This window comes from Cytobacillus sp. ABV4_503 (assembly GCF_056158445.1).
This window is the reverse complement of record NZ_JBSWTH010000001.1, coordinates 4,484,091-4,497,619: the sequence shown is the minus strand read 5'-3', so window position 1 is coordinate 4,497,619 and position 13,529 is coordinate 4,484,091. Positions and strand designations below refer to the sequence as shown.

Genomic DNA, 13,529 nt, shown 5'->3' with positions numbered 1-13,529 from the left:
CAGATATAGGATGAAACCGGAATATCGCCACTAATACATTTCACTTTACTTTCTAACTAAAGTTCAAGGAACCTCATGAAGTTCGAGGCTCCTCATGTTTTATAGCAATTCTTCATTCACCATTGTTAATATGTCACTTTCTGCTTTTAATATATCCTTTTCAGCTCTGATTGCTATTTGGTCTGCTGCCTTTTGTGCTTCAGAAATAGCAGTGGTTTCATCAATGGCTAAGATGTCTCTATTCTCCATAATAATTTGTCCATCAATAATGGAAGTTTCAACTTCATGTCCCCTTGCTGAATAGACTAAATTTGGAACAATATTTCTAATCGGTTTTGTGTAGATAGGGAAGAAAGAGGGATCCTGTAAATTAATAATAATCATGTCTGCCTTTTTTCCTTTGCGAATTGAGCCGACTTCATGGTCAATTCCCATTACTTTAGCTGCTTCAATAGTTGCCATTCTTAAGGCCATGGTTGCATTAAATACTCTTGGATCCGCGAGCTTTACTTTATTTAAGATTGCAGCAAATTTCATTTCATTTATCATATTGTTACAATTATTGCCTGGAGCTTGGTCAGAGCCTAAGCAAGCTATCCCGCCTGACTGAGAGAAGAGGTAAGCCGGGGGAACGAGTCCATCAATAATCCCAATACTGCCAGCACAGTAAACCATCCCAGCACCGCTTCTGGCAATCCTCTTAGTTTCTTCATTTGTTGCTTCCGTTAAATGGACGGCAATTAACCTTTTGCTCAAGAAACCGTATTCTTCAAGGAAGTCGACTGATCTTTTGCCATACCGTTTCATCATTTGGTCAACTTCTCTGTCCCCTTGAGCAACGTGCATATGAAGTTTAGTATCGAGTTTTTCTCCATACTCTTTGATTTCATTTAGCAGTTCCAAACTCATCATATCAGGGCCGTGGGGTCCTAATATTGCTGTAATTCTGCCATTCTCACTCTCGTGATGCTTTTCAAATAATTCAAGATTTCTTTTAAGTTTAGTATTCCCGATAGATGGATTAAATGGATAAAGTTCTCCAACAGGTATATCTCCAACATTATCAGGAATTTCATTTACCAGTTCCGCAATTCGCGCTCTGGCACCGATTTTTTTGTAATTTTCAACAATCAGGTCCATTCTTCCATCGTAATCACAAAAAGTTGTGGTTCCAGACTTTATGCCTTCAATAATGTTTACCATGGATCCTTTAACACTTTCTTCCGGTTTTAGATGCTTCATAAACGGCCATAGTCCTTTTTGCATCCAATTTGACATGTCCTGTGCTACCCCTCTGAATATGGCAATCCCTGTATGGATATGCGCATCTATAAACCCGGGCACCACCAGTTTATTAGTGGCATCTATTATCCTATCAGCCTTGTAGTTTCTTTTTATATCATCAGCATTTCCAATCTCTTGAATAAGGTTTCCGTTAATTGCAATGGAACTGTTTTCTAAATATCCTACACCTTTTCCTTCCATTGTGAGTATATGTGCATTTTGTATAATAAGATCAACTTTCAATCTGCTTCTCTCCTTACCTACATATTTAAATTTAATGGACTTTGGGAGCGCTTAGCTTTTTTATTAAGTAAATAGAGAGCAATAAATGTTGCAGCTGCTGTTGTAATAAATCCCATCCATCCAGCTGTTGCACCGGCTACTAAGAAGCCTAAGAATGTACAAACTGCTATTAATATTGCATAAGGCAGCTGAGTTCTTACGTGTTCTATGTGATCACAAGCCGCACCTGTTGAAGCTAGGATTGTTGTATCGGAAATTGGTGAACAATGGTCACCGAATAATCCGCCACTAATAACAGCTCCAATAACAAGTGGTATTTCAATGTCCATAGTCACAGCCATAGGGATTGCAATAGGCATCATAATCGCAAATACTCCCCAGGAGCTTCCTGTTGCAAAAGCGATTAGGGATCCGAGTAAAAAGATTAAAGCTGGAACAATAAACGAAGGAAGGTAGTCTCCGACAATTAAAGACATATATGCTCCCAGTTCCATCTGTCCTGCAATTTTTCCGATGGACCATGCTAGAACAAGAATTATTGGAACAATCATTAAATTAATTATTCCCTGAGTGAATTCATCAAAGGCAGATTTAATTGTGTGGAGTTTGTATACCACAGAAAATAGACCTGCTCCAATCGAACCCACTAAAAATCCACATGAAATGGCTAAAACAATATTTGCATTAATAAAAGCGCCTCTAAAACCATTTTCAAATATATTTCCGGTCCAGAAAATCACAGTGAATATGGTAATAAACAGGAGAAGCATTGGAACTAAAAATTGATGAAATTTAAATGTATGGCCCTCTGGGAATCTCTCCGACTCCTTAGTAGCAACCAATGGTTTGTCATTTTCCCCTAAGACTTTCCCGGTTTCAAAAGCCCTTTTTTCAGCATGATACATAGGGCCAATATCTAGTCCAGTATTGATAACATATAAAACACCGATCATTGCAAATAGCCCATATAGATTATAAGGAATCATCTGAATAAATAATGTCCATGGATTGTCTGATAAGCTTAGAGCAGTGATTTGTGTTGCAATAAGCCCTGTTATGAAAGGTCCATAACTGCTGATAGGGGACATAGATGCAAGGGGAGAACCCATTGAGTCTAATATATATGCTAGTTTAACTCGGGAAACACTCAACTTATCTGTTAATGGCCTCATAATCGTACCCAAGATTAGAACGGGCTCTGTGTAGGAAAATAAAAATGCGCTCCCCCATGTTAGATTTTGTGCTTTTCTTCGAGTGTTTATCTTTCTAGTAGCAACTTGAGCAAAAGCCTGTGCTGCTCCAGTCACTCTTAGGATATGAATAAATCCTCCTGCTAAGCTGACTAATATTAAGAGTCCGGCATTCCAGGGATCCGCAATGGAGGGAATCATATAATCAGAGATACTTTTAGCAAATCCGGAAAAGGGATTCCAGGAGTTAATAATGGTGGCACCAACCCAAACACCAATAAATAATGATAAAATTGTCTGTCTGGTTAATAAAGCAATTCCAATTGCAACTAATGGCGGTAAAAGTGACAAAGCACCAAATTCCATAAATGTTCCCCCTTTATTAAGACTAATTGACAAACGTGTTCATCCTAGATTAGTTGAATTTATTTGGCCTTCTATATATCCGCCCCCTTTTTATAATACTGAAAATTCAAAAATATAAATCTATACCCAATATAAGGCATTAGCAATATCAAAATCAATAAAATTATTAACCACATTTATATTTTTATTAATGAATGTAATTTTTTTCGGTATTTAAATACTGATATGCGATTAAATTAAATACAAAAAAGAAGGCTGCTGAATTACCAGCGGCCTTCTTTTTTAACTCTTGTTTATGGGTTCCCAGGGAGTTCCTGTCCAAATTGCAACTGTTTGACTGTCTCCTGGGTTCCGAAAAGCATGAGGATTCGAACTGTCAAAATAAATACTGTCTCCTTGTTTCAACAGATACCTCTGAGTCCCAATAATAACTTCTAACTCTCCCTTAATGACCATTCCGCCTTCTTCTCCCTTATGCGGATATAGTTGGAGCTCTTCTCCCTTATCTGGATCGACTGTAATCTCAAAAAATTCTATCTTCCGTCCTGTGAGAGGGGCCAGCACTCTGTACTGAACATTTTTATGCCTCATTTTGAGTATTTCCTGCTCTTCGCGCCTGGAAACAATAACGGATTGCTTTTCAATGCCTTCAAAAAAGAAGGAGAGAGGAACATCAAATAAAATACTTAACTTCCACAATGTATCTAGAGAAGGTTTTGCTTTTCCTCTTTCTATTTGAGAAACCATACTCTGACTTAAACCAATTCTTTCTGCAACTTCATCGACAGTTAACTGAAGAGTTTTCCTTTTAGAGCGAATTTTCCCTCCAATTATTCCGACTGGAAGTTCAGATTGATTTATATCATTTATCATTTAGGATCCCCCTGGATGCAATTAAAGTTTATATCCTTTGTGATATTTATTTTTAGAATATTATCACTTTTCTTCAGTATATCACAGGTCTTCATATAACTATAAACCCAACTTGTTGTTAAAAAGGCATAATATCTCCTTATACTGTTCCAGAAGAAATAAGAGCTCAGTTAATTGGTGGAAGGGCGAAACGTAAATGGACGCTTATTAAAGAACATTGCAAACTACCACAAACGATAGAAGAACTAATACATTTCCGGCACGGTTTCTTTCAGTCAAAGAAATTTCATTTTAAAGAAATCCTTTTTCCTGGTGTTCGAACTCTAATCGATAACCTAAAAAATCAAGGCATTAGCATTGCTTTAGCTTCATCCTCTGACAGAGATCGTATCAATAGAGTCATAACAGACTGCGAACTAGAACGGATCTTTGATGTAGTTGTAAGTGCATAATGGCGGCCGGCTTCCCTGTGGAGCCGGCCTTTTACTTTTATCAATAAAGTCGCCCAAAAATATTTCGTAAAAAAATAGGTTGAATTTTCAGAATTATGGTATTATTATATGTATAGTTGTATATACAATAATTAAAGGAGGAGGGACGGATGAAGTTACTAGGAAGGGTTGCCATCGTAACAGGCGGGGCAAAAGGAATAGGAAAATCCGTTTGCCAGCTATTCGCTGAAGAAGGAGCTGCAGTCGTTGTTGCGGATCTTGATGTTGAAAAAGGTCAAATGGCTGCGGATGAACTTGCTGCTAAAGGGCATAAAGCTGCGTTTATAAAAGTGGATGTCACTAAGGAAGAGTCTGTTAAGGGTCTAGTCAAAGCAGCTGTAGATACTTTTGGGAAGCTCGATATTATGATTGCAAATGCCGGTATTGCAGAAACCATTCCTATACATAATCTCTCTCTCGAAACCTGGAATCGCACCATTGATGTGAATTTGACCGGTGTATTTTTAACTAACAAATATGCCATCGAACAAATGCTGTTTCAAGGATACGGGGTCATTGTAAATACAGCATCCATGCTTGGCCATATTGGCAGAAATGAGGTCACTTCCTATACCGCTTCAAAAGGCGGGGTGGCCAATTTAACTAGAACCCTGGGAGTAACGTATGCAAGTAAAGGGATACGAGTAAATGCCGTTTGTCCAGGTTATATTGATACCGACTTAATACGAAACAAATCTCCTGAAGCGATGGAGGAGCTTATCCGATTACACCCAATTGGCCGCTTAGGTCAACCGGAGGAGATAGCAAAAGCTATCTTATTTTTAGCAAGTGATGATTCTTCTTTTGTTTGTGGAGCAAATTTAATGGTGGATGGAGGATTTACTGCGCAGTAAGAAGTGATTACGCCTGACAAAAACCAAAATGAAAGGGTTTACGATGTGGAAAAAATGAAAACCTTTGCTAAAACTCAAGTGCCAATTTATATTCAAATATCACAGGACATTCGAAGCCAAATCGTCAGCGGCCATTATAAACAGGATGAAAAAATTCCAACCGAGGATGAAATTGTCGTCAAGTATGGTGTCTCTCGTATGACGGCCAGAAATGCTGTAACCGAGTTAGTGAATGATGGGTTAGTTTACCGCGTTCAAGGTAAAGGAGCGTTTGTTGGAAATGTAAAATTAAAGCGCAGCCTAAATAAAATTACTGGGTTTCATCAGGATATGCTCGAAATTGGCCTTCACCCCAGATCAAAACTATTAGAATTCCAAAAAAGATCCCCAACAGATAAAGAGTGCCAAAAGTTAGCCATCCGGAAAATAAACAGAGTCTTCTCCATCAAGCGGATCAGGTATATTGATGATATTCCTTATGGGTTTCAAGAGCTAGTCATACCTGAATATCTGGTTCCGGATTTAGCCTCAGTCGATCTAGAACATCAATCGTTTTACTCCTACTTAGAAAATATCAACAAGCCCATTAAAAAAGCCGAACAACATATGGAAGCTGTCATGAATGACCAGATAGCAGTCACGCTGGGTATATCAGATAGTATTCCCTACTTCTCTTTTGAAAGAATTTCCTACCTTCATGATGGAAATCCAGTTGAACTTTTACACTCCTATTTTCGGGGAGATAAATTCTCCTATACTATCAGTCTTTCCAGTGAATAATCCAGTTTTAATAATAGAATCATATTTTTCGGGAAAGCGCCGGTAAATCTGTCGAACCAATACAAAAAGGTAAATAGAAAGGGGAATTTTACTTTGAACTTAAAAGGGTATGCTCGGGAGATGTTCCGATCAGAGCTTGAGGATGCAGCAGGTCCGGAAAATGTAGTAGACGTGGTGAATGATGCCCAAAAGGATTTGGCGATTGACCAATATTGGCTGACCTATATGTGGAAACAAAAGAATGAAGAACTGCCGATGCCTTGCTTTATCGTAAGGCCGGAAACGACCGAAGAAGTCTCAAAGGTGATGAGAATCTGTAACACCTATAAGGTGCCGGTTGTCCCAAGAGGTGGAGGATCAGGAACCCAGGGCGGCGCAGCCACTATGTATGGAGGAATCGTGCTTGATGTCACTCGGATGGACAAAATTATCGACATAGATGAAGAGTCGTTAGTTTTAACGGCCCAGCCGGGAATCAATGGACGTGTCCTGGAAAATAAACTTAATAAACATGGATTCATGCTTGCCCATTACCCATCCTCGGTGGATATGGCTACCTTGGGAGGGTATCTTGCCGCAAGAGGCTCTGGGGTCATGTCCACTAAATATGGTAAAGCGGAGGACATGGTTCTATCTGTGGAAGTTGTCCTGCCAGATGGAAAAGTAGTTGAAACCCTGCCTGTTCCCAATCATGCCTCCGGGCCGGGCTTGCTGCAGCTATTTGTTGGTTCAGAAGGGACACTTGGGGTGATTACGAAGATACGCATCCGCTTGGATCCATTACCGGAAGCACGATTATTCCGAATGATAAAATTTAATGAAATTCACGATGGAATTGAAGCAGGACGGCAAATCATGATTAACCGATTAAACCCTGCCGTCATCCGGCTGTATGATCCAGGCTCCACAAAAAAATCGTTAAAGGGAACCGGAATGGATGCAGACGGTGTCAATATGGTACTCATGGTGGATGGATTTAAAGGCATCGCTAATGAACAGATGAAAAAGGTGTTGGAAATCTGCCTCGAAAATGGAGGGACTGATTTAGGGGAAGAGCCGGGATTATACTGGTGGAATACCCGCTATGATTTCTACCGCCCGCCGCTTCAGCCGTCATATCCACTTTTATATGGAACCGTAGAAACCATCACGACCTATGACAAAATCCACAAGCTTTACGATGAGAAAAAACGGCTGGTGGAGGAAAAGTATAAGAAATATAACGCAGAATATATGGCCCATTTTTCTCATTGGTATCCATGGGGAACGATGATTTATGACCGATTCTATATTGCCAAGCCTCCAGAGGACTCTAGGGAATTATTCCGTTTGCATAACCAAATTTGGGCGGATTGTTCACGGGTTAATCTAGAAAATGGAGCACTTTTAAATGAGCATCATGGAATAGGCTTTAAGCTTGGATATCTCATGCCGGAGCTTTATGGCGATATGTTTGATGTTTTATTAAATATTAAAAAAGGCATCGACCCTAAAGGGATCATGAACCCAGGAAAGTTAGGATTTGGAATTTGGTAAACTGGCTGATTAATAGTTTAGTAAAAGGAGTGGAGTTATGAAAGCCTTATGCTATGTTGGCCCCAATGAATTAGCCGTTAAAGAACGAAGCATACCTGAAATCGGGCCGGGGGAAGTGCTGATTAAAGTAAACTATGCAGGGATTTGCGGGACCGATATGCTTGCCTATCATGGCGGGATGACCAAACGGACAAAGCCTTCTGTCATTTTAGGCCATGAATTTTCAGGAACTGTTTGCGAAGCTGGAGCTTCTTCCAGCTTTCAAAAAGGGGACAGAGTAACGGTTGAGCCGATTACCTCCTGCGGCGAATGCGACAGCTGCCAAAGAGGAGATTATAACCTTTGCACGATTGCTTTTAACCTAATTGGCATTGATAGCGATGGGGCATTTGCCGAATATATTAAAGTTCCGGAGTCAAAGGTTTACCGGCTGGGTGATACCATTTCGATGCAGGACGGAGCCTTAATCGAACCGCTTGCGGTGTGTGTCCATGCCGTGGAAAAAGGAAAAATAGCAGCCGGCCAAACGGTATTAGTGGTTGGCGGCGGTCCAATTGGAATTATTACCGCACTGACCGCCCAACAAAGAGGGGCAAAAGTACTCATCTCAGAAATAAGTCCGTATCGAATTCAGGTTGCCAATCAATTGGGGTTTGAGGTGTTGAACCCAACAGAGGAGAATTTCCTTGAACAAATTAATGAAATAACCCATGGCCGGGGTGTGGATGTTTCCATCGAAGCAACAGGCACCAACAATGGGATGGTTGCCTGTATTGAAGCCGCCCGCACAAAGGGAATCGTTGTGATAACCGGTCTTCCTAAGAAGAATTCCGATTTTGATGTGTATCGCATTATCGCAAAAGAATTGCAGCTTGTCGGAACAAGGGTCTATATGAAAGAAGATTATGATCAAGCCATTGAATTGCTTTCGTCCGGGGAGCTGGATCTGAGCAGCCTCATTAGCAAGGTAGTTCCGCTGGATGGGGCAATTCAGCAAGGGTTTGAAGCGATTGACAACGGCGAGAATGTTATCAAGATTCTCATTTCAATTTCAGATGAGGATGAGAAGGTATGAGTGAACAATACGTTTTAGGAATTGACCATGGCTCAGGCGGATGTAAGGTCACCTGTCTTAAATCTGATGGAACCATTTTTTCAGAAGCTTATGTCCCATATCCCTCTCTTTATCCCCATCCTAAGTGGGTGGAACAGGAACCTGAAACGTGGATCAAGGCGGCCTTTGAGGCGATATCCAAAGCAACGGAGAAATTAGGCCCGTATGGAAGGAAGAATATTAAGGCGCTTAGCTTTACTGCCCCACATCATGTGGCGGTTTTACTTGATAAGGATCGTCAGGTAATCCGTCCGGCCATAATGTGGAATGACCAGCGTTCCGGGGAACAGTCCCAACAACTGAGAGAGCTATATGGAAAGAAAATATTTGAACTTACTTATAATGCACCAAATCCGACCTGGACGCTCAGCCATCTATTATGGCTGAAACAGTATGAGCCTTACCAGTATGGAAAGATCGACAAAATCCTCTTTATGAAGGATTATGTCCGTTACCGTTTTTCCAGCCAGATGGCTACAGATTATATCGAGGCGGAAGGTACGCTTTTATATGATATTGAAAAACAGGAATGGTCAGAATTTTTACTTTCACTAGTTGACTTAAATGAAAGCGCATTCCCGCCGGTTTTATCGCCTATTGATGAATGTGGAACCATTTCGCCTAATATTGCGAAATTGCTTGGGCTTTCGGAAAAGACAAGAATCATTGCCGGCACGGCGGATACCGCTGCTGAAGTTTATGGATGCGGCACCATCAAGGATGGTGATGGTGTTGTCAAGCTGGCAACAGCCGGAAACTTTTGTCTGGTTACTGATACGGTTACCAAGAATGAAAAACTAACTACCTATCATCATCTTGTCGATAACTTATTCTACCAAAATAGCGCGACCAATTTTGCTGCCGCTTCGTTCCGTTGGTTTAAAGAAAGCTTTTTTCAAGAGTTTGAGGAAATCATGAAGGCTCCATCGATTTATCCTGAGATTATGAAACAAGTTGAATTAATCAAGCCGGGGTCAGAGGGGTTAATTTTTCACCCTTACTTAAATGGCGAGCGATCTCCGCATTGGGATCCATACTTAAGAGGAAGCTTTTTTGGCTGTACAGCCCGCCATTCCAGAAGCCATTTTGCAAGAGCTGTCTTGGAGGGAGTTGGTTTTTCTCTGAAGGATTGCAGTTTGCAATTTCCTAATAAACACTTAAAAAAATTAAGGATTATTGGGGGAGGAAGTAAAGGTAGGGAATGGGTGCAGATTATTGCTGATATCTTAAACATGGAATTAGAGGTTCCGTCCAGCAGTGACGCTTCCTTTGGAGCCGCCTTGGTTGCCGCCACAGGAATTGGCTGGTTTGCTGATTTAAAAGAAGCCGCTCAGGCTACTGAAAGTGTTATATATAGCCTGGTGCCTAACGAGAAAAATATAGGGGGGTATGAGGAGTTATTTTCCATTTACCAAGAATTACATTCACGGACATATGAATTGTCACACAGACTCTCACAATTTAGTTCCTAGATATTTATCGGGAGAGAGGTTGTAATATTAGGAATTCGCCTTTACACAGGCATTCTATATAAAGGGGAGTGGAAAATTAATGAGGAAAACATGGTTTCTTTTATTCTTAGTAGGTAGTTTAGTAGCGGGGATCCTTTCAGGGTGTTTAGGCAGCTCGGCGAAGCCAACGGAAACAAAAACGGAAACAGGGAAGGAAGGCAACACCATCATTCGGATTGCTTCCGTAGAAACAGGACCAGAAACAATGGAAGTTCTGCAAAAAGCAGGGGAAGAGTACGGGAAGGAATTTGGCGTCAAAGTGGAAGTGGAAGCAGTTCCATTAGCGGATATTTTTACAAAAATAAATGCCAGCTACGGAACTTCAGCCCAATATAGCGCGTTTTTGACCGGTTTCATTGGACATATATCAATCCTGGAGGAACAAGGAAAGTTAGCTGAAGTGGACGATATCATTAAAAACCTTGGCGGTAAGGAAGACTTCTACAACGGGCATATCTTATTCCCGATTAAAGGAAAAACGTACTGGATTCCATATGATTATAACTTAGCATATGGATACGTTCGAACAGACTGGTTACAGGAAAAGGGATTATCCGTTCCAAAAACATGGGACGAATTTGTTAACGTTGCGAAAGCATTAACGGATAAAGAGAATAATAAATACGGTTTGATTATGCCATTATCCTCCGATGGGGCGACAAATTGGATTACAAGCAGCTTATTGTGGGCCAATAACGTCCGAATTTTTGATGACAATTGGAAGGTCATTCTTGATTCAGATGAAATGAAGCCAAGGGTGGTTGAATCTCTTAACCTATTGAAGGAACTTCACCCGTACATGCCGGCAGAGGCGACAAGCGCTTCCTATGCCGAAATGACAGAAGCCTTTATTTCTGAGCAGGTAGGCATGACCTTTTACTCCGGAAGATTGGTTGATATTTTAGAAACGAAAAATCCAAGCTTAGCAGATAAATTTGAAGTGTTTGGGATCCCGATGAAGGATGGTAACGGTGTAGCTGCTTCTCTAGGCTATGATTCCATGGCAGTATTGAAGACGGATCATACAGATGAAACGAAGAATTTTGTGGAATGGTTCTATAAAGAAAAGCTGAATGATTTCTTGCACACCGATGGAGTTCATTACTTCCCGGCTCAAGAGTCTATTTATAACAGTGAAGAATGGCGTTCCGATCCAATTATTACAAAGTATTGGGAAACGGGCGTGGAGCCTCAATATGAAATTTTGAAAAATGCGGAACTGCACTCTATCGATTCAGATGGACCTGAAACGGATGCCCGTCCAGGTAAAGTGTTTGAAGCATTCTTAATTCCAAAGTTATTCCAAAAAGTCACGTTAAATAACGAGGACCCTGAAAAGGCAGTGGAAGAAATTGCAGATGAGATTAGAAAGTTAGTTGGAGAGAAATAGAGTTTAAGTCAGGCAGATTCTCGAGATCTGCCTGACTCCTCTATGAATAGGAGGCGATTAAGATCGAAAGGAAGCTTTCAAAACGAGATATTCCCCTGGTACTCCTTTTTTTGATACCCGGCCTACTAATATTCACATTCGTGATTATTATCCCTACGGGCTTTGCCATCAGCTATAGTCTTTACGAAGCCTCCAGCTTTGTAGGAATTCCAACGTTTGTCGGTTTGGAGAATTATCTGAATCTCTTGCAGGATACAAGGTTTTGGAGAGATCTATGGCAAACATTAGTCTATGCACTTGGTTCGATATTTTTGCAAATTATTATTGGTATTGTGATTGCATTAATCCTTAATCAGCAATTTAAGGGAAGGGATTTTGTCAGAGGGGTTTCTGTTGTCCCTTATATCATTCCAGTCATTGTCGTCACTATGGGCTGGGAATGGATTCTTGATACGAACTTTGGGATTATCAACAAAGCATTGGCATCCGTGGGGTTAGGTAATATTAATTTCCTATCTATGGACCTTGCCATGCTCACTTCCATCCTTTTATCTGTATGGACATGGACTCCCTTTGTCACCCTTGTTTTCCTATCAGGCTTACAGACGATATCGCATGATTTGTATGAGAGTGCGACACTGGACGGGGCCAACAGCTGGCAGCAATTTTGGAGAATTACGATTCCTATGATGAAAGACTTATTAATTACGATTGTTCTTCTTCGCGGACTTTGGATGTTTAATAAGTTTGACTTGGTGTGGCTGTTGACGGGCGGCGGTCCGCTTGAAAAAACAGAAACTTTGCCAATCTATATTTATTTAAATACATTCAAGCTTAATGAAGTGGGCTATGGAGCAACGGTGGCAGTCTCTTCCGCTGTTTTCATGATGGTGATTATGTATGTTTACTTAAAAATTACTAACTATTCACCAGAGAAAAAGCGTTTGAAAAAGAGCAAAGCGGCGGCGAAGAAGGAGCAAGTGTCCTCTCCAAGTCAAGGAATCTCTATTAAAGGAGACGGCAGTCTATGAAAAGAAGCATACGGTCTCAAGCCACAATCTATATCCTGGCGGCTTTTGTATTTGTCTATTCGTTTTTTCCGATCTATTGGATTACGATCTCACCCTTACGCGGGGTAAAAGGTTTTTTTGAAGATAGTACCTCTTTATTGCCTACATCATTTGATTTAACCTTCTTCATTAATATTTGGAATGAGACAAATTTCCCATTGTATTACAAGAATAGTTTCATTGTAGCAGCTGCTACGACGGTTGTTACGGTTATTTTTTCAAGTCTCATTGCCTATGTGCTGACTCGTTTTCAATTTCGCGGAAAAAACTTGCTGTTAAACGGCATGTTAATCGGCTACATGCTGCCGCCGATGTTATTAGCGATTCCACTTTTAGGAATGTTTATTTCCTTTGGTATTGAGGATTCGTTGTTTGGGTTAACGATTTCCCATATTGCGATGACGTTGCCGTTTGGAGTATGGATGCTTAATAGCTTTTTCAAGACAATCCCTTTTGAGCTGGAGGAAAGTGCCTGGATGGATGGAGCAAGTCGGTTTCAGACTTTGTATCGTGTGATTTTGCCTTTGCTTATTCCTGGGGTCATCAGTGTAGGGGTCTTTTCGTTCATTGTTTCTTTTACGGACTATACGTTTGGGCTTATGATGGTTTCTTCGGAAGTGAATAAAACGATTCCTATCGGGTTAGCGGGAATTAAAGAATCGACCTCCCTGCAGCGTGGAGAATTGCTCGCTGGCGCAGCAATGATTATTGTGCCAATGGTCATTTTATTTTCCTTCGTTACTAGATACTTTATTAAAGGGCTGACTGCGGGGGCAGTGAAGGGTTAAACCAGGGAGGTAGCTCTGCCGGTTGTTTTTTCAGAACTA

Annotated in this window: 12 protein-coding genes; 9 read left to right on the top strand and 3 right to left on the bottom strand. The window is 40.8% G+C overall.

Going from position 1 to position 13,529, the window contains the following annotated elements; all coding sequences use genetic code 11:
• Positions 1-99: 99 nt before the first annotated feature.
• From ACXAD1_RS22540 to ACXAD1_RS22530, 3 genes are all read right to left on the bottom strand, one after another.
• On the bottom strand, positions 100-1,527 hold the full coding sequence (locus ACXAD1_RS22540) for an amidohydrolase family protein (RefSeq protein ID WP_474911076.1): 1,428 nt from the start codon (positions 1,525-1,527) through the stop codon (positions 100-102).
• 17 nt (positions 1,528-1,544) lie between these two features.
• Positions 1,545-3,083, bottom strand: coding sequence for a Na+/H+ antiporter NhaC family protein (locus ACXAD1_RS22535; RefSeq protein ID WP_474911075.1), 1,539 nt, complete (start codon positions 3,081-3,083; stop codon positions 1,545-1,547).
• Between the two features lie 282 nt (positions 3,084-3,365).
• A complete protein-coding gene (locus tag ACXAD1_RS22530; RefSeq protein WP_474911074.1) occupies positions 3,366-3,956 on the bottom strand; it encodes a helix-turn-helix domain-containing protein in 591 nt (196 codons plus the stop codon).
• Positions 3,957-4,084: 128 nt separating this feature from the next.
• Between ACXAD1_RS22530 and ACXAD1_RS22525 the strand changes: the two genes are divergently transcribed.
• The 9 genes from ACXAD1_RS22525 to ACXAD1_RS22485 all read left to right on the top strand — a co-directional run bounded on the left by ACXAD1_RS22525 (position 4,085) and on the right by ACXAD1_RS22485 (position 13,490).
• Positions 4,085-4,408: an HAD hydrolase-like protein gene (locus ACXAD1_RS22525; protein WP_474911345.1), complete on the top strand. Its 324-nt coding sequence runs from the start codon at positions 4,085-4,087 to the stop codon at positions 4,406-4,408.
• Positions 4,409-4,557: 149 nt separating this feature from the next.
• Positions 4,558-5,301, top strand: coding sequence for an SDR family NAD(P)-dependent oxidoreductase (locus ACXAD1_RS22520; protein WP_474911073.1), 744 nt, complete (start codon positions 4,558-4,560; stop codon positions 5,299-5,301).
• 54 nt (positions 5,302-5,355) lie between these two features.
• Positions 5,356-6,081 carry a GntR family transcriptional regulator gene (locus ACXAD1_RS22515; RefSeq protein WP_474911344.1) on the top strand — a complete coding sequence of 242 codons (726 nt, stop codon included), beginning with the start codon at positions 5,356-5,358 and terminating at the stop codon, positions 6,079-6,081.
• Between the two features lie 93 nt (positions 6,082-6,174).
• On the top strand, positions 6,175-7,617 hold the full coding sequence (locus ACXAD1_RS22510; protein ID WP_474911072.1) for an FAD-binding oxidoreductase: 1,443 nt from the start codon (positions 6,175-6,177) through the stop codon (positions 7,615-7,617).
• A 37-nt stretch (positions 7,618-7,654) separates the two neighbouring features.
• Entirely contained in the window at positions 7,655-8,692 is a 1,038-nt protein-coding gene (locus ACXAD1_RS22505; protein ID WP_474911071.1) for a zinc-dependent alcohol dehydrogenase, read from the top strand.
• A complete protein-coding gene (gene xylB / locus ACXAD1_RS22500; RefSeq protein ID WP_474911070.1) occupies positions 8,689-10,203 on the top strand; it encodes a xylulokinase in 1,515 nt (504 codons plus the stop codon). The genes ACXAD1_RS22505 and xylB overlap by 4 nt, the downstream gene beginning before the upstream one ends.
• A 79-nt stretch (positions 10,204-10,282) precedes the next feature.
• Positions 10,283-11,632 carry an ABC transporter substrate-binding protein gene (locus ACXAD1_RS22495; protein ID WP_474911069.1) on the top strand — a complete coding sequence of 450 codons (1,350 nt, stop codon included), beginning with the start codon at positions 10,283-10,285 and terminating at the stop codon, positions 11,630-11,632.
• Between the two features lie 110 nt (positions 11,633-11,742).
• Positions 11,743-12,663, top strand: a complete 921-nt coding sequence (locus tag ACXAD1_RS22490; RefSeq protein ID WP_474911068.1) for a carbohydrate ABC transporter permease — start codon at positions 11,743-11,745, stop codon at positions 12,661-12,663.
• On the top strand, positions 12,660-13,490 hold the full coding sequence (locus tag ACXAD1_RS22485; protein ID WP_474911067.1) for a carbohydrate ABC transporter permease: 831 nt from the start codon (positions 12,660-12,662) through the stop codon (positions 13,488-13,490). The genes ACXAD1_RS22490 and ACXAD1_RS22485 overlap by 4 nt, the downstream gene beginning before the upstream one ends.
• The last annotated feature ends 39 nt before the right edge of the window (positions 13,491-13,529 follow it).

Coding starts and splice junctions, on each gene's coding strand:
- ACXAD1_RS22535 (WP_474911075.1), bottom strand. CDS start 3,083: ATGGAATTTGGTGCTTTGTCACTTTTACCGCCATTAGTTGCAATTGGA.
- ACXAD1_RS22530 (WP_474911074.1), bottom strand. CDS start 3,956: ATGATAAATGATATAAATCAATCTGAACTTCCAGTCGGAATAATTGGA.
- ACXAD1_RS22520 (WP_474911073.1), top strand. CDS start 4,558: ATGAAGTTACTAGGAAGGGTTGCCATCGTAACAGGCGGGGCAAAAGGA.
- ACXAD1_RS22515 (WP_474911344.1), top strand. CDS start 5,356: ATGAAAACCTTTGCTAAAACTCAAGTGCCAATTTATATTCAAATATCA.
- ACXAD1_RS22505 (WP_474911071.1), top strand. CDS start 7,655: ATGAAAGCCTTATGCTATGTTGGCCCCAATGAATTAGCCGTTAAAGAA.
- xylB (WP_474911070.1), top strand. CDS start 8,689: ATGAGTGAACAATACGTTTTAGGAATTGACCATGGCTCAGGCGGATGT.
- ACXAD1_RS22495 (WP_474911069.1), top strand. CDS start 10,283: ATGAGGAAAACATGGTTTCTTTTATTCTTAGTAGGTAGTTTAGTAGCG.
- ACXAD1_RS22485 (WP_474911067.1), top strand. CDS start 12,660: ATGAAAAGAAGCATACGGTCTCAAGCCACAATCTATATCCTGGCGGCT.